The sequence below is a fragment of the Paenibacillus sp. FSL M7-0420 genome, assembly GCF_038002345.1.
In the GTDB taxonomy this organism is placed as follows: domain Bacteria; phylum Bacillota; class Bacilli; order Paenibacillales; family Paenibacillaceae; genus Paenibacillus_AQ.
This window is the reverse complement of the sequence record NZ_JBBOCJ010000001.1, coordinates 4,349,534-4,375,289: the sequence shown is the minus strand read 5'-3', so window position 1 is coordinate 4,375,289 and position 25,756 is coordinate 4,349,534. Positions and strand designations below refer to the sequence as shown.

Annotated in this window: 21 protein-coding genes; 17 read left to right on the top strand and 4 right to left on the bottom strand. The window is 54.6% G+C overall.

Annotated elements, in window-relative coordinates:
* Complete coding sequence (locus tag MKX51_RS18735; RefSeq protein ID WP_340993439.1) at nucleotides 1-627, bottom strand: GyrI-like domain-containing protein; 627 nt, start codon at nucleotides 625-627, stop codon at nucleotides 1-3.
* 131 nt (nucleotides 628-758) lie between these two features.
* Here MKX51_RS18735 and MKX51_RS18730 point away from each other — a divergent pair, with 131 nt between their 5' ends.
* Nucleotides 759-1,634: an SMP-30/gluconolactonase/LRE family protein gene (locus MKX51_RS18730; protein WP_340993438.1), complete on the top strand. Its 876-nt coding sequence runs from the start codon at nucleotides 759-761 to the stop codon at nucleotides 1,632-1,634.
* A 337-nt stretch (nucleotides 1,635-1,971) separates the two neighbouring features.
* Nucleotides 1,972-3,432, top strand: a complete 1,461-nt coding sequence (locus MKX51_RS18725; protein WP_340993437.1) for a response regulator transcription factor — start codon at nucleotides 1,972-1,974, stop codon at nucleotides 3,430-3,432.
* Nucleotides 3,433-3,441: 9 nt separating this feature from the next.
* Here the strand turns inward: MKX51_RS18725 and MKX51_RS18720 are convergent, their stop codons facing one another.
* On the bottom strand, nucleotides 3,442-3,924 hold the full coding sequence (locus MKX51_RS18720; RefSeq protein ID WP_340939804.1) for a MarR family winged helix-turn-helix transcriptional regulator: 483 nt from the start codon (nucleotides 3,922-3,924) through the stop codon (nucleotides 3,442-3,444).
* Between the two features lie 167 nt (nucleotides 3,925-4,091).
* Here MKX51_RS18720 and MKX51_RS18715 point away from each other — a divergent pair, with 167 nt between their 5' ends.
* From MKX51_RS18715 to MKX51_RS18705, 3 genes are all read left to right on the top strand, one after another.
* Nucleotides 4,092-5,546, top strand: coding sequence for an MFS transporter (locus MKX51_RS18715; RefSeq protein WP_340993436.1), 1,455 nt, complete (start codon nucleotides 4,092-4,094; stop codon nucleotides 5,544-5,546).
* Between the two features lie 120 nt (nucleotides 5,547-5,666).
* A complete protein-coding gene (locus MKX51_RS18710; RefSeq protein WP_340993435.1) occupies nucleotides 5,667-6,113 on the top strand; it encodes a carboxymuconolactone decarboxylase family protein in 447 nt (148 codons plus the stop codon).
* Between the two features lie 95 nt (nucleotides 6,114-6,208).
* Complete coding sequence (locus MKX51_RS18705; protein ID WP_340995648.1) at nucleotides 6,209-7,105, top strand: sigma-70 family RNA polymerase sigma factor; 897 nt, start codon at nucleotides 6,209-6,211, stop codon at nucleotides 7,103-7,105.
* Between the two features lie 125 nt (nucleotides 7,106-7,230).
* Here MKX51_RS18705 and MKX51_RS18700 read toward each other — a convergent pair whose 3' ends face one another.
* Together MKX51_RS18700 and MKX51_RS18695 are read right to left on the bottom strand one after the other, a co-directional pair.
* Complete coding sequence (locus MKX51_RS18700; protein WP_445322016.1) at nucleotides 7,231-8,589, bottom strand: PFL family protein; 1,359 nt, start codon at nucleotides 8,587-8,589, stop codon at nucleotides 7,231-7,233.
* Between the two features lie 24 nt (nucleotides 8,590-8,613).
* Entirely contained in the window at nucleotides 8,614-8,883 is a 270-nt protein-coding gene (locus MKX51_RS18695; protein ID WP_036700808.1) for an ACT domain-containing protein, read from the bottom strand.
* Nucleotides 8,884-9,117: 234 nt separating this feature from the next.
* On the opposite strand from MKX51_RS18695, the gene MKX51_RS18690 reads away from it, so the two are divergent.
* The 12 genes from MKX51_RS18690 to MKX51_RS18635 all read left to right on the top strand — a co-directional run bounded on the left by MKX51_RS18690 (nucleotide 9,118) and on the right by MKX51_RS18635 (nucleotide 25,747).
* Nucleotides 9,118-10,752: a GGDEF domain-containing response regulator gene (locus tag MKX51_RS18690; RefSeq protein ID WP_340993434.1), complete on the top strand. Its 1,635-nt coding sequence runs from the start codon at nucleotides 9,118-9,120 to the stop codon at nucleotides 10,750-10,752.
* A gap of 49 nt (nucleotides 10,753-10,801) precedes the next feature.
* Nucleotides 10,802-11,173: a response regulator transcription factor gene (locus MKX51_RS18685; RefSeq protein ID WP_340995644.1), complete on the top strand. Its 372-nt coding sequence runs from the start codon at nucleotides 10,802-10,804 to the stop codon at nucleotides 11,171-11,173.
* Nucleotides 11,160-14,447, top strand: coding sequence for an ATP-binding protein (locus MKX51_RS18680; RefSeq protein ID WP_340993433.1), 3,288 nt, complete (start codon nucleotides 11,160-11,162; stop codon nucleotides 14,445-14,447). Before MKX51_RS18685 ends, MKX51_RS18680 begins: the two co-directional genes overlap by 14 nt.
* Nucleotides 14,448-14,658: 211 nt before the next feature.
* Nucleotides 14,659-14,982: a hypothetical protein gene (locus tag MKX51_RS18675; RefSeq protein ID WP_340993432.1), complete on the top strand. Its 324-nt coding sequence runs from the start codon at nucleotides 14,659-14,661 to the stop codon at nucleotides 14,980-14,982.
* Between the two features lie 95 nt (nucleotides 14,983-15,077).
* Entirely contained in the window at nucleotides 15,078-16,052 is a 975-nt protein-coding gene (locus tag MKX51_RS18670; protein ID WP_340752967.1) for an aldo/keto reductase, read from the top strand.
* Nucleotides 16,053-16,314: 262 nt separating this feature from the next.
* Complete coding sequence (gene lspA / locus MKX51_RS18665; protein ID WP_340993431.1) at nucleotides 16,315-16,779, top strand: signal peptidase II; 465 nt, start codon at nucleotides 16,315-16,317, stop codon at nucleotides 16,777-16,779.
* A gap of 250 nt (nucleotides 16,780-17,029) precedes the next feature.
* Nucleotides 17,030-18,883: an assimilatory sulfite reductase (NADPH) flavoprotein subunit gene (locus MKX51_RS18660; protein WP_340995642.1), complete on the top strand. Its 1,854-nt coding sequence runs from the start codon at nucleotides 17,030-17,032 to the stop codon at nucleotides 18,881-18,883.
* Nucleotides 18,884-18,916: 33 nt separating this feature from the next.
* On the top strand, nucleotides 18,917-20,632 hold the full coding sequence (gene cysI / locus MKX51_RS18655) for an assimilatory sulfite reductase (NADPH) hemoprotein subunit (protein ID WP_340993430.1): 1,716 nt from the start codon (nucleotides 18,917-18,919) through the stop codon (nucleotides 20,630-20,632).
* 240 nt (nucleotides 20,633-20,872) lie between these two features.
* Nucleotides 20,873-21,619, top strand: coding sequence for a type I methionyl aminopeptidase (map, locus tag MKX51_RS18650; RefSeq protein WP_036733023.1), 747 nt, complete (start codon nucleotides 20,873-20,875; stop codon nucleotides 21,617-21,619).
* Between the two features lie 181 nt (nucleotides 21,620-21,800).
* A complete protein-coding gene (locus tag MKX51_RS18645; RefSeq protein ID WP_340993429.1) occupies nucleotides 21,801-23,231 on the top strand; it encodes a SpoIIE family protein phosphatase in 1,431 nt (476 codons plus the stop codon).
* Nucleotides 23,232-23,323: 92 nt separating this feature from the next.
* On the top strand, nucleotides 23,324-23,716 hold the full coding sequence (locus tag MKX51_RS18640; protein ID WP_340993428.1) for an ATP-binding protein: 393 nt from the start codon (nucleotides 23,324-23,326) through the stop codon (nucleotides 23,714-23,716).
* A 21-nt stretch (nucleotides 23,717-23,737) separates the two neighbouring features.
* Nucleotides 23,738-25,747: a methyl-accepting chemotaxis protein gene (locus tag MKX51_RS18635; protein WP_340993427.1), complete on the top strand. Its 2,010-nt coding sequence runs from the start codon at nucleotides 23,738-23,740 to the stop codon at nucleotides 25,745-25,747.
* Nucleotides 25,748-25,756 lie beyond the last annotated feature (9 nt).

Genomic DNA, 25,756 nt, shown 5'->3' with positions numbered 1-25,756 from the left:
TTAATCCTGCCGGGCGGCCTTGAACCGCAGTACGGTCCGCAGCTTCTCCGGGCGGACACGCCTGGCATCCGAGATATAGATTTCGCGGTGCAGGAGAGACTCCCGCACCAGGCCCTGAGCGGTGCAGAATTGCTCCATTCTGGCGAAACTGTGCGGTTCATCATCATAGGGGCCGATATGCAGCATTTGTACACTCAGGCCGTCTTCGCAGTGCTCGAAGACGGCCTTATCCAGCAGCGGGTGCGGTTTGCTGTGCTTGACCTGCTCCAGCACTTCTGCGGCAAGCAGAGGGGTCAGGAAATCCGGCTGCCGGATCATTAAGGTATATACCAGCTCGTTTTTATCAAGAGCGGCTAAGCGGCGACCGGCTTCGCTGAGATCCCATACCCCTTCCAGCGGGAAGACGGTGTAATCGTAATAGCCTTCCGGCGCGGGTCCTCGTCTCGGCAGCATCTTAACTGCATAGGACAAGGAATAGAGCACAGCGACTGCTTCTGCGAAGGCGCTCCTGTTGGGATTGCCTTCACCCCGCAGGGTGAAATAAGGGAAGGCGGGTACTTGAATCAGTCCCGGTTCGGCAGGGGGCAGGTATAGGGCTTTGTCTTGTTTTCTCCATTCGGCCTTCATGCGGGTCACCTCAGTTCATAGGATTGTGCTGTATTCAGCATAGCATGCGAACCGGACAGGTGTATGTCAGGTTGGCGGCGGCTGAAGAGCAGTAGTACATAGAAAGAGTATTTAGTAGAGGAGGATTTAGGTTGAGCGGAACGATGGAATGCGTGGTTGCTGCGAAGGCGGCCCTTGGAGAAGGTCCCCATTGGGATCACAGGAAGGGCAGGTTGTATTGGATGGATGTTGACAGCAATGAATTACATCTCTATGACCCCGGCCAGGGGACGGATGATATTCATTCCTTTGAGCGAAAGGTAAGTGCAGCTGTACCGGCTGAGCGCGGCGGATGGATTCTGACGATGGAGGATGGGATCTACAGATATATGGAGCATCAGCTCTTGGAGCTGTTGGCATCGGTGGAGACCGGAATTTCCGGTAATCGGCTGAATGATGCCAAATGTGACAGCCGCGGACGGTTGTGGTTCGGCTCGATGAACAGAAGGTTTAGGGGAAGAGAGGGCAGCCTGTATGTAATGGAATCTGCCGGTGAGGTCCGGCAGGTGTTGACTGGGATCGGCATCTCCAACGGCTTGGCCTGGAACGACAGCTTGGGGGTCATGTATTACATTGACACGTTGACCAAGGGGATCGATGTAATGGATTATTCGCTGGAAGATGGCTCGGTGAGCGGGCGCCGGACGGTCATCCGGTTGGCGGAAGGTGAAGGCTGGCCGGATGGAATGACGATCGACAGCGAAGGCATGCTCTGGGTCGCCCATTGGCGCGGCGGCTGTATCTCACGGTGGAATCCTCACACGGGGGAACAACTGGAGAAAATCGACGTTCCGGCACATTATGTAACCTCCTGTACCTTCGGCGGTGAGAATCTGGACGAGCTGTACATCACTACGGCATGCGGATACATGAGTGCAGAAGAGCTGGAACGCTGGCCGCAGGCGGGCGGATTGTTCCGGTTCAAGCCTGGAGTGAGGGGCCGGGAGGCTAACCGGGCGGCTTTTTAACGAGGGGAGCCCTGACTCCACCATTTTATATCTGATGCTCTACTATTACCTAATAGCAGAAACGGAGTTGCTTATACGGCGGATATTCTGCCTGTGAGCAGCTCTTTTTATGTTGCAAAAAATCATGTAATCCGGGGACAACAGCGGCCGGAAGTTCAAATGTTCACCGCAGCGGCGACCAAGCATCGAGTTCAAGCTTTAAGTGTATGCCTTTTTATTTTCAGAATAAACAAAATATGGTATTGTATCTATATATTGAAACGCTTTCACAAAGAGCGGTGAGAAAGACGGAACCCGGTATCCATCATTATTCCTATCAAAAGCAAGGAGGACTTCGATGATTAAGGCTGTTGTCGTAGACGATGAGCGTCTGGTGCGCAAGGGTTTCATCTCACTGCTGGATTGGCCGTCCTTCGGGGTGGTGATTACCGGAGAGGCCAGAGACGGGCATGCGGCACTGGAGCTGCTGGGTGAGCAGGAGGCGGATCTGTTGTTCGTGGATCTGTCGCTGCCGGGGATGACCGGGTTCGAGCTGATCCGGGAGGTGAGGCTGCGGTATCCGGCAGTAAGGTGCGTGGTGCTGACCTGCCATCATGAATTCGATGAGGTGCAGGAGGCGCTGCGGCTGGGAGCGGTGGATTACATTGTCAAAACGCTGTTGGAGCCGGAGAATGCCGATGAAATCATCCGTAGACTGGTGGAACGGATCAGGTGGGAGGACAGGAACAAAAGCAACCCTGCGAAGGCAGAGCAGAAGGTGATCGCTGAGGATAACGCGCTGCTCTATGTGCCGCTTACGCCGGAACTGAAGGAAGAGCAGCTGTATGCACTGTCTCTGGTGAGAAATTCCACGCTGCATGCTGTGCCGGGGATGTGGCTGTCTCCGCTGCCGTATCCTGTGGATGCAGCGCGGATCGGAGGAGAGCTGGGAGCGGCGCTTGGGACAAGCTGGACAGCGGCGCTGCTGGAGGGGGTGCGCGGTCAGCCGCTGAAGAGAATTGCTGCGGTGCTGGAACAGTCGGCCCGGCAGGCGCTGTTCTATGCGGCGGGCGGCCAGGCGCTCCCGAGGCTGCACTACGGTGAACTGCAGGCGCTGGCCGCTCGGCAACGGCCGGAGACGGGCGTCCCTTCCGCGCTGGTACAGGCGCAGAATCTACGCTGGACACTGGAGCGGAGAGAATGGGACCTGTTCCTCAGCGGGGTTGCGATGCAGCAGCCGGACCCTGCGGCAGTGGCGGACTTTGGCCAAGAGCTGCTGCAGGGCTGGAGCGGCCTGCTGCTTACAGCGGAGGAAGTGCAGCAGCTCGCGCTGGCGGCAGAGTGCAACCGGCACTGGCGGCACTGGCAAGTCTGGCTGCATCAGTTCACGGGGCATGTCCAGCGCCGGATGATTGAGCTGGGCTTGAGCCAAGAGATGATGCTCTGCCTGATCAGCGCTGTGCGTTATATGAAGAGCCATGCCGGCGATAAAATCAATCAGGGCGATGTTGCCGCTGCTATCCATATGAGCCGCGGCTATTTCAGCCGGTGCTTCGCCCGCTTTGCCGGTGAGACTTTCGGGGAGTGCCTGCGGCGCATGCGGCTGGAGCTGGCGAAAGCGCTGCTGCTGGAGACCCGTGCCCCGGTGTGTGAAATTGCCTGCCGGTCCGGCTTCGGGGATGAGCGTTATTTCAGCAAGCTGTTCCGGGAGCATGTCGGCAAGCTGCCGAGTGAATACCGCGCAGAAGGCCAGCTTCAAGCTGTCCACTTTGCGGCTGAACACAGGGACAGCAAGGACAGCCTGATTTTCTCCACTTAATCAATACACTCAGCTCTGCCCGTTCAGCCGGTCTGAGTTGCGGGTGACCTTGTGGAGCAGTTCTGTCAGCGTATCCAGCTCACTCTCGGTAAGGTCCATGGACAGCTTACGGTTGAAATCATCGAGCAGCGCCTGGAAGACCGGAGCGAATTCAAGCGCCTGGGGGGTCGGATACAGCAGGAAGGAGCGGCGGTCTTTCGGGTCAGTCCGGCGTTCAATATATCCCGAGGCCTCCAGAAGCTTCACGGAGCGGGTGGTTGTCGCTTTATCGCATTTAATCCGGCTGGTCATCTGATCCTGGGTGATCCCCGGATGACTCAGCACCAGCTTTAAGAAGCTATGCTGGCCGCCGCTGCCGATGCCGTAGGGAAGCAACTCCTTGGCCAGTATTTTTTGGTTCTGACGGTGAAGATGGGAGATCAGCTTCCCGATTGGTTCTCTGATCGGATCACTGATTGGTTCTCTAACCGGTTCTCTATTTGAAGTCACCATGGACACCTCGCTGAGGATTATAACGGCTGCCTGCCCTAAGGCATAGCGCCCTGTCTCAGATCTTACCGTAATTTTGTTGCGCGCGCAACTAATTTGCAGTACACTGTGAAGGATTAGTTTGTTGCGTGTGCAACTAGATTACATTTGAACCAAGAGGGTGTTAGCGGATGAGCAGCATAGAGGCGACCTATCAGGAGGATGCCGGGATACAGAAGAAGCGCTGGCTGATTCTGATCGTTCTTAACTTGTTTACTTTTATGTCTACACTGGATGGAAGTATTGTGAATATTGCGCTGCCGGTGCTGGTGAAGGAGCTGGGGCTGCCGGTAGCCCAGGTGGAGTGGGTGACAACCGGATATCTGATGGCGATCTGTTCAGTGATTCTGTTCTTCGGGAAGCTGGGGGACATCGCCGGCAAAATAAAGATGTTCAAGCTGGGCATGGTCGTCTTCACCATCGGCTCTCTGCTCTGCGGATTAAGCCACAGCCTGCCGCTGCTCATTGCTTCGCGCGTAGTGCAGGCGGTCGGCGCTTCGATGACCATGGCGAACAGCCAGGGCATTGTTACGGATATTTTCCCGTCTACGGAACGCGGCAAGGCTCTCGGCTTGATTGGAACCTTCGTGTCCCTCGGCAGTATAGCGGGGCCAAGCCTGGGCGGAATTATCGTATCGTCGATGGGCTGGGAGTATATTTTCTGGGTGAATGTGCCGATTGGAATTCTGGCGATTGCACTGGGCTGGAAGGTACTGCCGAAGGATCTGGTACGCGTGAAGTCAGGGATTGATGCTCCCGGCAGCCTGCTGTTTGCTGTCTTCATTGTCTCTCTGTTCGCCGGACTTCTGCTCGGCCAGCAGCTTGGATACGGGGATACCCGGATCATTGCCGCTCTTTCCGCTGCGGTTATTACCTTCATCGTCTTCCTGATCGTGGAGCTGCGCAGCGCCCAGCCGCTGCTTCAACTGGGCCTGTTCAAGAATCCCTTGTTCTCACTGAGTATATTCTGTGCTTTTCTGGTGTTCGTCTCGAACTTCTGCTTCAATATTATCGCGCCGTTTTATGCGCAGAATATGCTGAACATGTCCCCTTTTGATGCAGGCTTCCTGCTGATGCTCTACCCGATCTGCATGGTGATAGTCGCTCCGTTAAGCGGGGCATTGTCGGACAAAATCGGTTCGGAGCTGCTCACCTTCGCAGGGCTGATCGTGATGGTGGTTGCCCAGTTCGGGCTGGCCCGGCTGCATGAAGGCAGTCCGGTTATGCTGGTCGGCGTCTGGATCGCCATGCTCGGCATCGGCAGCGGGATGTTCGGCTCACCGAACAACTCGCTGATTATGTCCACGGTGCCGCGAACACAGCTAGGCTCGGCAGGCAGCGTGAATTCGCTGGTCCGTAATGTGGGGATGGTCGTCGGAATTACCTTAGCCACCTCGATTCTGTTCAATGTAATGAGCAGCAAGGCCGGCTACCGGGTAACCGGGCTGGTAGAAGGACGTCCGGAGCTGTTCCTCTCGGGGATGCATGCAGTCTTCCTGGCTTCCTCCGGGATCTGCCTGTTATCGGCGTTTCTGACCGGTTGGCGGCTGTTCTCCTCGCGCAGGGCCAGGAGCCTGAGCGCATAACATGAATAGACGGGCAGGGCTGCGGAATTTCGCTGTCCTGCTCTTAGTGTGTCACAATCTCCGTCCCTATCTTGTCTACAGTTATGAAGAGCAATACAACCCTAATGGAGGCGACCTAATTTGAGTCTAAGAATGAATTATCGTGAGGTTAACGGCCCGGCATTCCGGGCAATGATGGCGCTGGAGCAGCATGCAGGAAGCCGCAGTAAGGATAAGGTACTGTATGAACTGGTTAAAATACGGGTCTCACAGATCAACGGCTGTGCGTTCTGTCTGGATATGCATGCCAAGGATCTGATGAAGCTGGGTAACTACGCCGATCATATTCTGCTACTGAGTGTGTGGCGCGAAGTGCCGTTGTTCAGTGCCAAGGAACGTGTGCTGCTGGAATTCGCCGAGCAGGTCACGCTGATCAGCGAAGCTGGCGTTCCGCTGGAGCTGTACAATAAGATGCTTACGCACTTTGGCGAAGAGGAGCTGGTAGACTGGATTATGGCGATCAATACGATCAACAGCTGGAACCGGATTGCCATCACGACCGGGATGTTCCCGGGCTGCTTCGGCTAAGGAAGAGGATAGAGTGTAAGGAAGGAGGGCGGCATGAAGTGGACAGGGGGAAAATAAGGACTCAGGCCGAGACACCGGCAGCGGAGAATCCCGGTATGGAGGAGCTGTATCAGAGCTATAAAGGCTATGCCTTCTCCATTGCCTACCGGATGCTTGGCGTGATTGCCGATGCAGAGGATGCGGTGCAGGATATGTTCGCCGAGCTGCAGCACCGGGACCGGAGCGGCATTCAGAATATCAAAGCCTATGTGGCCAAGGGCGTGACCAACCGCTGCCTCAATCTGCTGAACTCGGCACGCAGCCGCAGAGAGACTTATATCGGAGAGTGGCTGCCTGAGCCGGTAAGCGAGGGATATGACGGCCCGGAAGCGGCGGCAGAACGCAAGGATAATCTGTCGTATGCTTTTCTGGTGCTGCTGGAGCGTCTGTCTCCCACGGAGCGTGCGGTATTCGTACTGCGGGAAGCCTTCGAATACGACTATGAAGCCATTGCCGGAATGGTAGGCAAGTCGGGCAGCAACTGCCGGCAGATCTTCAGCCGGGCCAAGCGTATCCTGCAGACAGAGCCGGCTTCCCGGTTGCCCTCGCTCAGCTATGGAGCAGTCACTGAGAATCTGCTGGTGCGCTTCACTGCCGCGTTCACCTCCTACGATGTGGGCGGCATGCTGGAGCTGCTGGCCGAGCATCCGGTACTGGTTGCTGATGGCGGGGGCCGTGAGGTGCATACCATACTCCGGCCGATGACCGGCCGCCGGGGAGTGACTGTACTGCTGACCTCGAAGCGGGTTATGCACTATTTGCGGGAGTGGAAGCCTTCCTGCGGGCTGCTGAACGGCGAGCCGGGTCTGATCTTCACCGATCAGGGAGTCGTGAAGTGCGTACTCTGCCTGAGTACGGATTCCAGCGGGGAACGGATTCAGAGCCTGTATCTTCTGATGGACCCTGCGAAGCTGTCCCATATTACCGTAACGCCGGAGCCGCCGCAGCGCTGATTCCCGGCAACAACCAATAAGACACGTTGCTCTCCCTGAGCGGGAAGGCAACGTGTCTTTATTAGTTGAAATGAAGAACTCCCAGTGAAATTCAGGGGTAGATATGCCACATTAAGCACACTCACTTAGTTCTTGAAGCTGTGAATCGGCGCGGGAATCCGTCCGCCGCGGTTGACGAAGCCCGCACAATTGAACGGGTTGACAGCCATGACTGGAGCATATCCGAGCAGACCGCCGAATTCGACTATTTCACCGACGTCCTTACCGATAACCGGAATGACGCGGACCGCTGTGGTCTTGTTGTTGACCATGCCGATGGCGGCTTCATCGGCAATGATGCCTGCGAGGGTCTCTTTGCTGGTGCTGCCGGGAATGGCAATCATGTCCAGGCCTACAGAGCAGACACAAGTCATGGCTTCGAGCTTCTCCAGCGTCAGCGCACCCCGCTGGACGGCCTGGATCATGCCGTGGTCTTCGCTGACCGGGATGAAGGCGCCGCTTAAGCCGCCGACATAGGAGGAGGCCATGACTCCGCCTTTTTTGACATTGTCGTTAAGAATGGCGAGTGCTGCTGTGGTGCCGGGAGCCCCGGCTTCTTCAAGGCCCATGACCTGGAAGATCTCTGCGATAGAATCGCCGATCTCGGGCGTAGGGGCCAGCGACAGGTCGATGATGCCGAAGGGCACATTCAGCCGCTTGGAGGCTTCCTGTGCGACCAGCTGGCCGACACGGGTAACCTTGAAGGCAGTACGCTTGATCGTCTCGCACAGGGTTTCGAAGTCCTGTCCCTTGACCTCTTCCAGCGCCCGCTTGATCACACCCGGACCGCTCACGCCAACGTTAATCACACACTCCCGCTCGCCGACCCCGTGGAAGGCACCGGCCATGAACGGGTTATCCTCGACCGCATTGCAGAATACAACCAGCTTGGCACAGCCGATGGAGTCGCGGTCCTTGGTGCGCTCCGCCGTCTGGAGAATGATGTCGCCCATCAGCTTCACGGCGTCCATGTTGATGCCGCTGCGCGAGGAGCCGACGTTGACGGAGGAGCAGACTCGCTCGGTCACCGCCAGCGCTTCCGGAATACTGTCAATCAGAATCCGGTCGCCCTTCGTACAGCCCTTCTGCACCAGCGCGGAATACCCGCCGATGAAGTTGACGCCTACCTCCTTGGCAGCCTTGTCCAGAATCTGGGCGACAGGCACGTAGGTATCGGTATGTACAGCTCCCGCAGCAATCGAAATCGGCGTTACGGAGATCCGTTTGTTGACAATCGGCACCCCGAATTGGCGCTCCAGATCCTCACCCGTCTTCACGAGCTTCTCGGCAGAGCGGGTGATTTTGTCATATACCTTCTGGTTGAACACCTTCATATCGGTATGGGCGCAGTCCATCAGGCTGATGCCCATCGTAATGGTGCGGACATCCAGGTTCATTTCCCGGATCATTTTATTCGTCTCCTGAACTTCTACTATCGAGATCACTAGCGCTCACTCCTCCCTCGCCGGTTAAATCCGGTGCATAATATTGAAGATATCCTCATGCTGCAGCTTGATTTCCACACCGATGTCTTCCCCTACCTGCTGAAGCTCCTCCACAATCTCCTCGAAGGACTTGCTGGGGGCAGAGATGTCCACGATCATCATCATGTTGAAATAATCCTGCACAATCGTCTGGGAGATGTCCAGAATGTTCAGATTGTGCTCTGCGAGGTATGTACACACTTTGGCGATAATGCCTACCTTGTCTTTTCCGAGTACCGTAATAATCCCCTTCAATTGAAAAGCCTCCCGTTATCCATGGTCTGAAATCTTCGCTCATTGCCGCATTAACGGAATGAACGATTTTAATTATTATGTCAAATCAAGGATAGGTTATCAACCAAAGCTTTTGTGTCGGGGCTGATCAGAGATTTGAGCCTGCATTTTCCTGAGCGTATAATAATGTTGACACTTGATGTGAAATATGATTTATTTGAGTTTTGAACGATAAGCTGGATATAAGGAGCTATTATGACAACGAGAAAATATAAAGAGCTGGTTGAAGAGCGCACGAGAGAAACTCTGCAGAAATGGTCGGAACAGTCAGCAGTCGAGGAGAAGGATATTTATCGTTTCCTGCATAATTTGAAGGGCACCTCGGGCACTGTGGGTCTCGATACCGTAGAGGCTTTCTCGGGCAATGCGCTGCTCTATTTCTCGGATGATCAACATAGAAGCTGGACGGAAGCAGAATGGGGCGATTATATCTATCCGGTGCTGGAGCTGTTCGAGGAGCGGGAATCATTGGGCGCGGTGCCGCCGTTGACTCCCGGGATTGCATTATCCCACGGCAATGTCCACCAGCAGTATGAGATTCTGATCGTGGACGATGATGTGGAGCTGGTTGCTTTTTTGCGGGAATCGCTGGAGCGGGAGTCCTATTATGTCAGCATTGCGTTGTCGGCAGGACGCGGACTGAAGCTTTTTTATGAGAACAAGCCGGATTTGATTCTCCTTGATATTCTGCTGCCGGACCGCAGCGGGATTGATGTGCTGAAGCAGATTATCGGCAAGGCTAAGAAAGAACGGATTCCGATCATTATGATCAGCGGCGAGCATTCGATAGAGGTTCAGAAGTATGCCTATTCGCTGGGTGTTATGGATTACATACAAAAGCCGGTGGATATCGATTTGTTCCTCGTCCTGATCAAGAACCGCTTCGAGCTGAAAAAGGAGTGGCAGGAATCGATCATTGTCGACGAGCTGACCGGGGCGTTCAACCGCAAGTACTTCAACCAGACGATGAAGCAGCTGATCTCCGATTTCAGACGGACAGGCCGGACCTTCTCCCTTGCTCTGCTGGACCTGGATCTGTTCAAGCAGGTTAACGACACTTACGGGCATCTGATGGGGGACGAGGTGCTGCAGAGCTTCTCGGAGGTGGTGAAGCAGTCCATCCGTACGGAGGATACCTTCTGCCGCTACGGCGGCGAGGAGTTTGCCTTGTTCATGCCCAATACCCCCGCGGAGCAGGCGCTGCTTGTGATGGAACGGATTCAGGAGGTCTTCGCCGCCCGGGAGTTCCAGGCCAAACGTGAGAGCTTCCATGTGACCTTCTCCTGCGGAGTGACCGAGGTTAACGGAGAGATGCAGGATGCCGATATATTGGTAGAGGAAGCGGATCTGGCGCTCTATGCCAGCAAGCATAACGGCAGGAACCAGAGCACCCTGTACAGCCAGGATCTGCTGCTGGGCCAGCGCGAGACGCTGCTGAATGTCATTATTGTGGATGATGATCCGTTGATCCGCAGAATGGTGACGACCCACTTCGCTGCCTGGCAGCCCGGGACTAACGCCAGAGTGAAGGTTGCGAGTTACGCGGATGGCGCGCTTTTATTGAAATCGGACTGGTATGCTCCTGAAGAGAAGTATGTGATTCTGCTGGACGGCGTCATGCCGGGGCTTGACGGGCTTGAGGTACTGGAGAAGATCCGCAGCGGCTATCCTGAGGTGAACATTCTCGTGATCATGCTGACCGGCCGCAATAACCAGCGGGATATTATCCATGCGCTGCAGATGGGGGCGGACGATTATGTCATTAAGCCGTTCCATCTGCCGGAGCTGCTGACCCGGATTGAGCGTCTGGCCCACCGGTTTCTGTTCTAAATGCAATGCATCCCAAGCAGGGATGACTGAAAGGTGAGAGTGAGCTATGGTGCAAAAGGTACTGATTGTAGATGATGAAGAGGTTCTGCGCATGCTGATTGAGGATACGCTGGAGGATCTCGAGAATGTGGAGACCCATACCGCCGAGAATGGGGGCGAGGCGCTCGCCAGGCTGGCGGCAGAGCCTTACGACTTGGTGATTCTGGATTACATGATGCCCGTCATGACCGGGATTGAAGTGCTGTGCGAGCTGGAGGGGGAGCTGAAGAGCCGGACGCCGATAATGATGCTGACCGCCAAGGCACAGGAGATGGACCGTAACCGGGCCAGGGAGGCGGGAGCCCGTTATTTCATGCCTAAGCCGTTCAGCCCGATGGAGCTGCTGCAGCTCGTGGAGGACATTCTGAGTGAGAAACCTTAAGGTTGCCGACCGGAGCATCAAAACGAAATATTACCGGATTCTTCTGCTGCTGTTCGTTGCCATTATGGCCGGAGGAATCGGGCTTGTCTTCTATATCAATGTCCAGCAGGAACAGCTGGATCAGAAACGTGAAGTGCTGCAACATAAGACGGCGACGATCAACGAGCTGGCGGTGACGCTCAGCGAGGTCTTTTTCCGGGCGAGAGGTTATGTGGCTACTCAGAGTGAGAATGAGCTTGCGCTGCTGAACGCTGCGCTTAAGGGGCTTGACGGCATTCTGGAGCAGTACGCCTCCCTGAAGCTGTCGCCAGAAGAAGTCCGGTACAGAGATGACCTCAAGGTGTTCTATGAACAGTACAAGAGCCAGACCCTGCCCGAAGTGATGCTCTTAGTGAAGAATAATGATTACGAGGGAATCCGGAACTTGTCCCAGAGCGGCAGTACCCGGGCTGTGAATGAATTCCTGGGCTACACGAAGCAATTCAAAGCCAATTCGGATGCGCTGCTGAATGAGCTGAATTCCCGCTCCATCAGGCAGGCGGATACGTTCACTTTTGTTGCTTTTCTGCTTAGCACCTTGCTGCTGCTGTTCTTCACGCTGCTGATCTGGCAGATGCTCAAAATTATCATCGATCCGATTGTGAAGCTGGAGGAAGCAACGAATTCACTGGCGGCCGGTGATGCGGTTCTGCTCGGTAAGCTGCATAAGCAGGATGAGATCGGGCGGCTCTATGACGCCTTTCTGAATATGGCCCATAGCATCCAGGACAAAGAGGAAGAGCTCATGATGCAGAATGAAGAGCTGCACGCCCAGCAGGACGAGCTGCAGGATCAGCAGTACAGACTGGAGCGGTCACTCAGTGAAATCGAGAGCATGATGAAGGCGCTGAATCAGACCTCTGCCGTCGGCATTCTGTCGAACAAAGGCGTGTTCACTTACGCGAACGATAATCTGAGCGTCTACACAGGGTACAAGAGCTCCGAGGTAATCGGATACACCTACCGGTTGTTTGAGCTGCATAATATTTCGGAATCACAGGTGGAGCAGATGATCCGCAAGCTGTCGACAGGCGGAGTGTGGAGCGGGGAGACGGAACTGAAGGCCAAGGAAGGTTCGCCGCTCTGGCTGCAGCTGACAATCATGCCTTATCTGAACGATGAAGGCCAGATCTACCAGTATATCCTGATTGCTAATAACGTCACCTCGATGAAGAATGTGCAGCAGGAGCTGGCGGAGACGCTGAAAAGTACGGAGCAGACGTCCATGATGCTGGAGCTTAACAATCAGCTGAACCATGAGATCACCTATACGCTGGACAAGCAGGAGTTCGCCGACAAGTTCAACAAATTCATGAACCGTCTGTACTCGTTCGACTCCAGTCTTTTCCTGCTGGTCAAGGATAAGATAGCGGTGGTCAAAGGGGTTCCGCCGGAGAATGTGGAGCGGTACATCGGTGAGGGCAGCAAGGAGATTCTGTACCGCCTGAGCGTGGAAAAGTCGTATATGGTGAAGCGGGTGGGCTCGGTCAGAGAGCAGGGGATCTCCGCCAATGAGGTGTATTGTTACGACTACTATACGACTGTGGTGAATGCTGAGGATGAGATTCTGGCGGTCTTCTGCGGAACCCGTATCGGGCACCCGTTCACGGAGGAAGAGACCAGCGAAATCCAGGGGATGATGAACCGGGTCGCCCTGGCCATTGAACGCCTGTTCATGTACGAGGAGATTGAGAATGGCCGCAAGCTGAATCAGGATATTGTGAACAATGTCAATGAGGGTATCCAGTTTGTCAGCACGGACGGTGTCATTCAGCATATCAACAAGGCCCTGAGCCAATTGTTCAGCTACGAGGACTGGACGGAAGGCATGCTGATTCCCAAGGAGCGCTGGATGGAGCACTTTACCCTACGGGTGAATGAATCGGAAGAGCTGGGGCGCTTCTACCAGAAGGCGATGTCTGAGCATACTGTTGACTCCAGTGCGATGAAGTATTCTATCGGCAAGGAAAATATGAAGCATGTGGATGCCTATGCCATACCGGTCTTCCGCCGGGAGGTCCGGGTGGGGACGCTGTTCGTCCACCGGGACATTACCCGCGAGTATGAGCTGGATCTGATGAAGTCGGAGCTGGTCAGCACTGTCAGCCATGAGCTGCGGACGCCACTGTCGAGTGTACTGGGCTTCACGGAGCTGCTGCTGTCCAAAACCATGAAGCCGGAGAAGCAGCTGAAATATCTGGAGACGATTCATAAGGAAGCCAAGCGTCTGACGGAGCTGATTAACGACTTCCTGGACCTGCAGCGGATGGAGTCCGGCACACAGCTGTATAATGTGGAGAAGGTCAACCTTAGCGAGACGGTCCTGAGTGTCATCGATCAGTACAAGCTGAGCGGTACCCACCATATTCTGCTGGAGGACGAGGCGCTGAATCCCGAGGTTGAGGTAGACAAGGATAAAATTATCCAGGTGCTGACCAACCTGCTAAGCAATGCGATCAAGTTCTCGCCGGGCGCAGGTGAAGTGAAGGTCATGCTTCATAACGAACCGGGATCGATTATGGTACGGATTCAGGACCACGGACTCGGGATTCCGAAGAATCAGATCGGGCAACTGTTCCAGAAATTCCGCCGAGTGGACAATAGTGCATCCAAGCGGATTGGCGGTACGGGATTGGGCTTGGCCATCTGCAAGGAGATTATAGAGAAGCAGAAGGGAACGATCGGGATTGAATCCGTGGAGGGCGAAGGCTCGACGGTCTGGTTCCGTCTTCCGCTGATGCAGGCGGAGACCGGCCACCCGGAGGAGGAACATTCGTTAAGATGGAGCGCCGGCAAGGAGCAGAAGCCGGATGTGATGATTGTGGAGGATGATTACAGCCTGTCCCTGCTGCTCTCGGAGGAGCTGAAGGGCAAGGGCTTCCGGGTCACCCATCACTATCATCCGCAAAAAGCTTTTGACCAGGCTGTTAAAACGCCCTTCGTAGCGATCATTGTCGATCTGATGCTGGGCGATGAGCTGGACGGCTGGGATCTGATCCGCATGCTCAAGAACGATCCCCGGACCGAGAAGGTGCCGATTGTCATCTCCTCGGCGCTGGATAAGGACGATAAGAGCATGATGGATAATGTACAGAAATATCTGACCAAGCCCTATCCGCCAGGCGAATTGTCGGGTACGCTTCAGGAGATTGTGGACATTCAGCTGAAGACGGGCGAGGTGCTGTTCCCTGATAACGGTGAGGCCGGTCATGGAGCGGCGCTTGGTGAGAGTTAGAGTGAGAGCTGAGTAAGTGCTGAGTGAGAGCTAGAGTGAGCGTATAGTGAGTGCTCAGTGAGTACATGGGTAGTGCAATAATAGGATTGATTAAAGTTATAGCGGAACAAGTCTCTTTCGGGGGGCTTGTTTTTTTGTAGGTTGAGGTGTTCTCCCAGGTGGGGGAAGGGGACGATGGGAAGTGAAAGGGCGAACAAGGGGACGGGGCTAAATGTATGCGAAAAAACCCACAATGTGCTTGGAGGAAGGCGCGTGGCCGAATGTATGTGGGAAACAGCATACATTTGCTGCTGTGCCAGCGTATGTGCCGAATGTAATCGGAAAACCGATTACAATGGACCGGGTGGAGGCACGTGGTCTAAATGTAATCGGAAAACCGATTACATTGGGCGTGACGGAAGCGTGTGGGCCGAATGTAATCGAAAAACCGACTACATTGGGAGTGACGGAGGCGTGTGGGCCGGATATGGTCGGAAAACCGAACACAATGTGCTGGCGTGAAGCAGTAGCTTATGTATCCGCTAAGGTGATTTAGTTCTGTTGCCAGGAAAACTTGCTTTAGAGTGGACTCTAAGGGTTATAGTGAATATGAAGCAGCCAATCTAGCAGGAGTGAAAGGGAGGAATTGCGATGAAGTACAGTTATTTGGGTAAATCGGGGTTAAAGGTCAGCCAGTTGTGTCTGGGGACGATGAATTTCGGACCGGAGACGGAGGAGAAGGAAGCCTTCAGAATTATGGATGCGGCCCTGGATGCGGGAATTAATTTCTTCGATACGGCGAATGTGTACGGCGGCCAGGACCGGCGGGGCTGGACAGAGGAAATTATCGGCCGCTGGTTTCAGCAGGGCGGCGGACGGCGTGAGAAGGTAGTGCTGGCCACCAAGGTCTACAATGACATGTTTGACGAGCAGGACGGTCCCAATTCCGGCTCAGGCTTGTCTGCCTACAAGATCAGACGGCATTTCGAAGGCTCGCTGCGGCGCCTGCAGACCGATCATATTGAACTATATCAGATGCATCATATCGACCGGAACGTATCGTGGGACGAGCTGTGGGGCGCCTTCGAGATCCTGGTGTCCCAGGGCAAAGCCGACTATATCGGCTCCAGCAACTTCGCAGGCTGGCATATTGCTGCTGCCCAGGCGAAGGCGAAAGAGCGCCATTTCCTAGGTCTTGTCTCCGAGCAGCATCTCTACAACCTGCTGGAACGGACGCCGGAGCTTGAAGTGCTGCCAGCCTCACAGGAGCTGGGCCTGGGTGTCATTCCGTGGAGTCCGCTGGCCGGAGGCCTGCTGGGACGCAATGCGCTCGCCAAGACCGGGGTGCGCAGCGCCCGTTCGGCCAAGCTGGAGCAGCACCGCAGCCAGCTGGAGCAGTTCTCCGCGCTCTGCAAGGAGCTGGGCGAGCATGAAGATCAGGTCGCTCTGGCCTGGGTACTGGCGAATCCGGCTGTGACCGCACCGATTATCGGGCCGCGTACGATGGAGCAGTTCGAGGACTCCCTGCGGGTGACCGAGATTACGCTGGATGAGGCCACGCTGAAGAAGCTGGACGAGATCTTCCCGGGACCGGGCAAGCCGGCACCGGAAGCGTACGCCTGGTAAGCGAAGCCAACGAATGTTAACCATGCCTGTGGTAGGCAGGGTTTGGAACCCAGCACATCCCGCAGCAGCTGAATGATACGGAATCATCTAACCAATAACGGCCGGACTGTCCCTGATGGGATGGTCCGGCTATATTTTTGTAAGTATCGAGATGAATGTGGTAGACTGATTCTGTGACAAACAGTGACCTTGACCACGGCCTTGACTATGACTATGACCCTGATCATGAGTTGAACAACTAGAGAAGATAGGGGAACTGCCGATGCTTTTTTATCTGATAGCTGTCCTCGTCCTGATGCTAGATCAGGCGACCAAGTGGATAGTGCGTACCCATATGGAGCTTGGGGAGATGCTTCCTTCCTGGACGCCGCATTTGCGGTTTATATACTATGAGAACAGCGGCGCGGCCTTCAGTTCATTCCAGGGGTTCGGGAAGTATTTTGCGATTGTGGCTGTGATTTTTGTAGCAGCAATCTTCTATTACCGGCGTCAGGGCAAAATCCGCGGCCCCCTGCTCGAAGCAGCCAGCGGCTTCCTGGTCGGCGGGGCAATCGGCAATGCCATCGACCGGGCAGTTTACCACCAGGTGACAGATTTCCTGGCCTTCGGGAATCGTGGCGGGATTATGAATCTGGCCGATCTGGCGATCAATGCCGGGGGCCTTCTCATTCTAATCTACCTGTTTGTGGACCATTTCCGGCACAGAGCCACCCGCAGACTATTATAAATGGCAGGCAAAGACGTCTCCGGTCTATCATTTTATCTAATGCAACTTATCATAATTAGTAATGAACCCGGCTAAATCAGAGCATTTTACTATGATTTAGCCGGGTTTTGTGCATTTTATGCAAGTATTTACCTTTTAAAGAACATGATTCCTGTTATAAGATTCGTTGATCGATTGCCGGTATTGTGTTAGCCTGAGTTCATGATATTAAGAGGAAAGAAGATTGCACGCTAAGGAGAGGTCGATATTGTTGCAACTACAAGTTACAAACAGTCCTTTTAATGAGAACCAGGCAGAGCTGCTGAATCAGCTTCTGCCCACGCTGACACCTTCACAGCAGGTATGGTTAAGCGGGTACTTATCTGCCCTGTCGCTGCAGGGTAACCAGGGATCAGGCGTTCAGGCCGTATCCCCCGCTGCTCCAGCAGTAGTAGCAGAGCCGGCAACAGCCGCTTCGCAGCAAGCATCGCGTGAAGTGACCGTATTGTTCGGCTCCCAGACCGGCAACTGCCAGAGGCTGGCGGTGAGCCTCTCCCGCAAGCTGGAGGAGCAGGGCTTCAAGGTCACGGTGTCCGCGATGAACAGCTTCAAGCCGAATGGACTGAAGAAGACAGAGAACCTGCTGCTGCTGGTCAGCACCCATGGCGAAGGGGAACCGCCGGATAATGCCCGTGCCTTCCATGAATTCCTCTACAGCAAAAGAGCGCCGCAGCTTCCAGGCTTGCGCTTCTCGGTACTCGCGCTGGGCGATACCTCCTATGAATTCTTCTGCCAGACCGGCAAAGACTTCGATCAGAAGCTGGAAGAGCTGGGCGCACAGCGTCTCAGCCCGCGTGTAGATTGCGACCTCGATTATGATGAGCCGGTGGCTGAGTGGTTCGGCCAGGTCATCAGCGCGCTTAACGGTGCGCAGAATGCTGCAGGAATTGCGGATGCAGCGGTTCAGGCTGCGGAGAGCGCAGAGTCGCTGGAATCCGCCTATTCACGAAATCATCCTTTCCATGCCGAAGTACTGGAGAATCTGAATCTGAATGGCCGCGGCTCAGACCGCGAGACCCGCCATCTGGAGCTGTCGCTTGCCGGATCGAATATTACCTTTGAGCCGGGGGATTCTCTTGGTGTCTATCCCGAGAATCACCCGCAGCTTGTGGAAGATATCATTGCCGCTATGGGCTTGGATGCGAATGAACGTGTTCCGCTGAACAAGAAGGGGGAAGAAGGCACGCTGCAGGAGGCGCTGCTGCGGCATTACGAAATTACGGTGCTGACCAAGCCCCTCCTGGAACAGGCTGCCGGGCTTACCTCCGCACCTGCCCTTAAGGAACTGCTGGCCCCTGAGCGGCAGCAGGAGCTGAAGGAGTATATCCAGGGCCGGGATCTGCTGGATCTTATTCAAGACTACGGACCCTGGGAGGCTCCGGCCAGTCTCTTCGTGACCATCCTGCGCAAGCTTCCGGCCCGGCTCTATTCCATTGCCAGCAGCTACAATGCCAACCCGGATGAAGTACACTTCACGGTGCGGGCTGTGCGTTATGAGTCACATGGCCGTGAGCGTTACGGCGTCTGTTCGGTACACTGTGCTGAGCGTGTACAGCCGGGTGCCACCTTGCCGGTATATATCCAGAACAATCCAAACTTCAAGCTGCCTGCTGATTCCAGTGTACCGGTCATTATGATCGGTCCGGGTACAGGCGTTGCCCCGTTCCGTTCCTTCCTGGAGGAGCGTGAAGAGCAGGGTGCAGAGGGGCCAACCTGGCTGTTCTATGGCGACCGTCATTTCGTTACAGACTTCCTCTATCAGACGGACTGGCAGCGGATGCTGAAGGACGGTGTCCTCAGCAGGCTGGATGTGGCCTTCTCCCGCGACACAGAAGAGAAGGTATACGTACAGCACCGTATTCTGGAGCAGAGTAAGGAAGTGTACCGCTGGCTGCAGGAAGGGGCACATGTCTATGTGTGTGGCGATGAGAAGCATATGGCTCATGATGTGCATTCCGCACTGCTTACAGTGATCCAGGAGGAAGGCGGACTAAGCCCGGAAGCGGCTGCCGACTATCTGGAGACGCTTCAGCAGGAGCAACGTTACCAGCGGGATGTCTATTAAGCGGGACTTAAGCGGAAGAGGAGAGAATCAGCAATGGCAAACAATGAACCAGTGGTGAAGCCGATTGGCGGACCGCCGAGTGATGTTGAACATATTAAGCTGGAGAGCAATTATCTGCGGGGGGCGCTAGTAGAGACCCTCAGCAATCCGATTACAGGAGGTCTGCCGGAGGATGACAACCGGCTGCTGAAATTCCACGGCAGCTACATGCAGGATGACCGCGATCTGCGCAGTGAGCGGGAACGCTCCAAGCTGGAACCGGCTTTCCAGTTCATGCTGCGGATAGTAGCGCCCGGCGGTGTGGCGTCTGCGGCACAGTGGCTTGTCATGGATGAGCTGGCCCATAAGTACGGCAATGGGACACTGCGCCTGACGACGCGGCAGGCTTTTCAGATGCATGGGGTGCTGAAGTGGAACCTCAAGAAGACGATCAGAACGGTCAACGACACTCTGATGACTACACTTGCGGCCTGCGGTGACGTGAATCGTAATGTGATGAGTGGTCCGAACCCGTATCAGTCGGAGGTTCATGCCGAGGTTCAAGAGTGGGCCAACAAAATTAGCGATCATCTTGCCCCGCGTACCCGCGCGTATCATGAGATCTGGCTGGACGGGGAAAAAGTCGTGGACAGTAAGGTGGTTGAGCCGATCTATGGTCCGGTCTATCTCCCCCGCAAATTCAAAATTGGCCTGGCGGTGCCTCCTTCCAATGATGTAGATGTATTCTCCCAGGATCTGGGCTTCATCGCCATTCTGGAGGACGGCAAGCTGGCCGGCTTCAATGTCTCGGTTGGCGGTGGCATGGGAATGACGCACGGCGATACGAATACGTATCCCCAATTGGGCCGGATCATCGGCTTCTGCCGTCCGGAGCAGATGATTGATCTGGCGGAGAAGACGGTTACGATCCAGCGGGATTACGGCAATCGTTCGGTCCGTAAGAATGCCCGCTTCAAGTACACGATCGACCGGCACGGGCTGGAGTGGTTCAAGGGAGAGCTGCACGAACGGCTGGGCTGGACGCTGGAGCCGGCGCGCGACTATCATTTCGATCATAATGGCGACCGGTACGGCTGGGTGAAGGGGATGGACGGCAAATGGAACCTGACGCTCTATATCCAGAGCGGACGGATTCAGGATCAGGAGGGCTACCCGCTGATGACCGGCTTGCGCGAGATCGCCAAGATTCACAGCGGAGACTTTCGGCTGACCCCAAACCAAAATCTGATTATCGGCGGTGTGACCCAGGCGAAGAAGCGCAAGATTACGGAGCTTGCCAAGCAATACGGTCTGACGGACGGTGCCCATCATTCTGCACTGCGCAGAAGTGCGTTGTCCTGTGTAGCCCTGCCGACCTGCGGGCTGGCTATGGCGGAGGCGGAGCGATATTTGCCGCACCTGCTCGATAAGCTGGAGGTTATCATAGATGAAGCCGGGCTGCGCAATGAAGAGATTATCATCCGTATGACCGGCTGCCCTAACGGCTGTGCCAGACCGGCGCTCGGCGAGATTGCTTTTATCGGAAAAGGTCCGGGCAGATATAATATGTACCTGGGCGCTGGCTTTACGGGAGACCGGCTGAACAAGCTGTACAAGGAGAACATTGACGAGCGGGAGATACTGGACACCCTCGGGCCGATTATTCATGGTTATGCCAGAGAGCGCATTGCCGGTGAGCACTTCGGCGATTATGTGATCCGCAGCGGGTATGTCAAGGCGGTTACTTCGGGGCTCAATTTCCACGACTAACGGCTGATGCCTGGCGGTCTGCATATGCCGTAGTTAACAATAACTTGTACAGATTAGCCTTCACGGGAATGCAAATCATGAGCCTGTTTTCTGGTGTTTTTGCGGGAGACAGGTTTATTTTGTTTGTTTATTTGGATTTTCGGCGGTTTTCTTTCATAATATAGAGTAGTAATACCCCATTATAACCAAGAGCCATTATATATAGTGAGTAATGGATTCTGTACAGAAGAGGCGAATTGAATGATCATTATGAAATCGATGGAAGAGATTGAGAAGATGCGGGCAGCCGGTAAAATACTGGCGGAATGCCACCGGCAGATTGCCGGGTTGATCAAGCCGGGAATTACGACCTGGGAGATCGACCAGTTTGCCGAGAAGTTCATCCTCTCCCAAGGAGCAACCCCGGAGCAAAAAGGCTATCACGGTTACCCGTATGCCACCTGCGCATCTGTGAATGATGTCATCTGTCATGGCTTCCCTAAGCATGAGGAGCTGAAGGATGGAGATATTGTAACGATTGATATGGTAGTCAACCTGAACGGCTGGCTGGCGGATTCGGCCTGGTCCTACGGGGTGGGTACAATTAGCGAGCAGGCGGAGAAGCTGCTGGCGACAACCAAGGAATCTCTGTTCAAAGGCATCGAGCAGGCTGTAGCCGGCAACCGTATAGGCGACGTAGCGCATGCTATCCAGGTCTATGCCGAATCTAACGGCTACTCCGTCGTCCGGGACTTCATCGGCCATGGGATTGGCTCCGAGATGCATGAAGCGCCTGAAGTGCCTCATTACGGCCCGGCCGGCAAAGGCCCGCGGATTAAGGAAGGCATGGTGTTCACCATCGAGCCCATGCTCAATACCGGCAGCTACCGGACCAAGGTAGATGCCGACGGGTGGACTGCGCGGACCATTGACGGAGGTCTGTCGGCCCAGTATGAGCATACACTGGCGGTCACCCCGCAGGGCACGATTATTTTGACAGAGCTGTAAAGCTCTAAGCTTCAGCCAGATAAATTAATGAAGATTGTAAGGTTTAACCCGGACTGTGGTCATGTTTTCATGCCGCAGACCGGGTTTTTCTGTCTAACTGTGTCGGAATTCACGGCTTGAGTCTATTTTATTGACTATAATGGGAGGACTTTAAAAGCTGAACAGAATAGAGGCTTGTGCAATGGCAACTGTTAAACCGTGTAAGAATTTGCATCGCTCCCCCAGTCCGGCGCAGTGTATGGAGCATTATGGCTGCATCTATGAGAACAATCATCTCATTACGTTGCTGGTGGACCCGGAGAGTGGCGGAATTACTGATGCCAACCGGGCCGCCTGCGAGTTCTACGGCTACAGCATCCGGCAATTCAGGCAGCTCCGGATCTGTGATCTGGCAGCTGACCGGACTTCGGGAGTTCAGGAGTTTGTTGAGAAGGCGCTGCCTGAAGGTGCGGACGGGAAGAACCGTGTATTCATCGACCGGCATATCCTGGCCGGCGGGGAGCCCATCGATGTGGAGGTTCATACCGGCATGATGACGATGCTCGGCAAGAATTGCGTATACACCGTAATTCACGATATCAGCGAACGGGTCCGCTCGGAGCAGCGTCTCAGAGAAAGCGAGGAGCGGTACAGGGATCTGGTCGAGCTCTGCCCGGAGCCCATTCTGGTCTACAGCGGGGGGACAATCCTGTTCGCCAATAAGCAGACTGAACGGATGTTCGGCAATCCGAAGCAGGAGCTGATCGGCAGGAGAATCGAGGATTTCTTCAATGAGGTGTACTTTCAGAGTGCGGAGCATAACAAGCTGAAGACCACAGGCCAGCTGAAAGAACGCTTCCGCATTGAGCAGCGGCTGATCCGGCGGCAGGACAACCGCATCTTTGATCTTGAAATTTCCGGCGTACCGGTTATTTATGACGAGACCAAGGCGCTGCAGCTGGTGTTCAGGGATATCACTGAGAGCAAGAGGGAAATGGAGCGGGCGGTCCGGCTTCAGGAGCACCGGCATGAGGTATCCTTTCCGCTCTTCAGCAAGGCGGTTCTGGAGAAGCTCTATATTCCGGCCAGAACCTTAAGCGGTGATTTCTTCATCTTCCATAAAGTGAATGAAGAGCAGGTCATCGGCTTCATCGGGGATGTAACCGGTAAGGGGATTACGGCCGCGCTGAATATCTCGGCCCTGCGGGTACTGTTCATGGACAGCCTGTCCTGTACACAGGACCCCCTGCAGGTGCTGAACGATCTGAATTCCAAAGCGCTGCTGCATCTGGGTGAGGATTATGTCGCGGGCTGCTGCTTCCTGTTCGACTTCAAGACAGGACGGCTCAAGGCTGCCGGAGCCGGGATTAATGAATTTCTCTATGTCCCCCGGGACAGGGGCATAGAGAGGATCACCGTTAAGGGGGCTCCGCTCGGCATGTTTGAGAGCAGTGAATTTGAGGAGAAAACCATCCCGTTTGAGTCCGGGGACCGTTTTTGCTTCTATAGTGACGGAATGGAGCTGCTGTTCGGCACGGAAGAACTCGGGCGGGAGCACGGTTATCTTCTGGAGAGGTTTGCCGGGGCTGCTCTGCAGGATGACTGCACCTGGCTCAGTCTGAATATCAAATGACGGACGGGGATTGCTCTGCTGTAATGAGGAGGTAGAGTGTCAAGCAGGAGCATCAGCAAAGGAGCGATTACAGAACCTTTAAGGAGTGAGTCATGGAAGCTATTCATAAGGAAGTGATGCTTCACGGTCTGGAGCATCATCAGATGATCATTGACGGCATCATTCAGGAGCTTGACCTCGAAGCCTATGCTTTTGATATCCGCCTGATTCTGATCGAAGCGGTAACCAATGCCTATTATCACGGGAACCTCAGCGATTGCAGCAAACCGATTACCATCCGTTATCTGCTTATGGATCAGCTGCTTAAGCTTCAGATTGAGGATTCGGGGGCCGGGGACGGCAAGGTGGTGTTCCCCGAGGCTATCGGGAACCATGAATTGATGGATGAAGGGGGCCGGGGCTTGTATCTGATCCGCTGCTTCTCGGACAGTGCAGAGATGATACAACATACGATGTACATCAGCAAGAGTATCTGTTCCTCATAGACACAATAAGGGGAGAGTCCAGTGAAATTAAGTCTAAAAGTTAAAATGAGCATCCTGTTATTTCTGATTATCAGTATCCCGCTGGGCATATCCGGCTACGTATCCTACCAGCTGGCATCCGGTGCCTTACAGAATACAATTGAAGAGGAATTAAGCGGAACCACTACTTCTGCTGCGAAAGCGGTGGATGCCGAGCTTGAAGCGGTTGGCATGAATCTGGGGATCGCCAGCAAGAATAGCGTATTGGCCGATTTTGCCGGGAATCCGTCTGTGGGCTCCCTCAAAAGCTCAGCGTTTAATTATATTTCCGGTGTACAGAAAGATAACGCCAAGCTATTGGAATCGCTGATTATCGCAGATACAAACGGCAGGGTGCTGATGACCAGCAGCTCTGAGGCGCCCGGGGCTGATGTGAAGGACCGTGCATACTATCAGGAAGCGCTGCAGGGCAAGGACGCAGTCAGTGAGGTTATCCTGTCACGGGAGACCAATCAATACATCGTAGCGATCGCCAGACCGCTGCGGGTGAAGGATCAGATTACAGGCGTGCTGATCGGAACCGCCTTGTTTGAGAATATCGCCTCACCGGTGACAGAGGTGAAGATTGGAGAGCATGGATACGGATATATGATTGACCGTACCGGCCTCATCGTCTCGCATCCGGAGCAGGACAAGGTCCTGAAGGAGAATCTGGACAGCGGCAGCAATGCTGAATTAAGTGCGCTGGTCCAGCGGATGAAGGCGGGAGAAAGCGCACATGGCTTTTACACCTATGAAGGCGTACATAAATATGTTTCTTTTCAGCCCGCAGGCCATTGGGTTGTAGCCACAACGGCAAATGTGCAGGATTACATGGCTCCGGCGGTTGAAATCCGTAACTCTACGCTGATCCTTATCCTGGTCTGTATCGCCGTTGCTATGCTGGCAGCGTACTTCTTCACCACCCGGAATATTGTAAATCCGATCCTGAAGCTGGAGAGAGCGATGGGCTTGGCCGGTGACGGTGATCTGACGGTTCATACATCCATTCAATCCGGGGATGAGCTGCAAATGCTGAGTGAATCGTTCAACGCAATGATTGACAAGCAGGAAGCGATTATTGAGAAGGTGAGGGCGGGCTCCCTGTCCCTAACCTCCATGTCTGAGGAGATGGCGGCATCTTCGGAGGAGATCAGCGCCTCTATCCAGGAGATCAGCTCCAGTACCCAGGAGATTGCATCCGGTGCAGAGAACAATAACCAGTCGGTCCTCAATGCTTCCCAGGTGCTCGTGCAGCTCTCCAGTCTGGTGCAGCTGGCGCAGAGCAAGGCTTCGGCTACCTCCGGTAATGCGGACAATACCCATCAGGCAGCGCAGGAAGGCAGAGCCAGAGTCATTCATACCGTGGAAGCAATGAATACGATTCACAGCAGCACCAAAGAGACGGAAGCATTATTGTATACGGTCAGCGGGTTGTCGGAGAAGATATCCGCAATTACCGGTACCATCAATAAGGTTGCCGAGCAGACGAATCTGCTGGCGCTGAATGCGGCAATAGAAGCCGCGAGAGCAGGGGAGAATGGCCGGGGCTTCAGTGTTGTGGCCGGTGAAGTCCGGAAGCTGTCGGATGAGACCCACACCAATGCCGGTGAGATTACGGATCTGGTCAACGATATGATCTCGCGGATCACCCGGGCCGTAGATTCGATGAGAGGCGCTGCCGAGGCAGTAGAGAGTGGCGTGAGCATTGTGAATGAAACGGACCGCGCATTCGTCCATATCATAGAGTCCGTTGAGATGATTACGGATAATGTGCATGAGATTCTGGATATTACCAGAGATGAAGTAGCTACCTCAGACCAGATCATCAAGCTTATTGATTCCATGGGCACGATCTCGGAGCTCGCGGCAGCGAATACGGAGAATGTATCCAGTGCTACGGAAGAGCAGGCGGCAACGGTCAATAATTTTGCCGCCTCCGCCCAGGAGATCAGCGCCATGGCTAATGAATTGGAGATTCTGGTAGAGAAATTTAAAATCAGGGGTGAGTAGCTTGAGTGA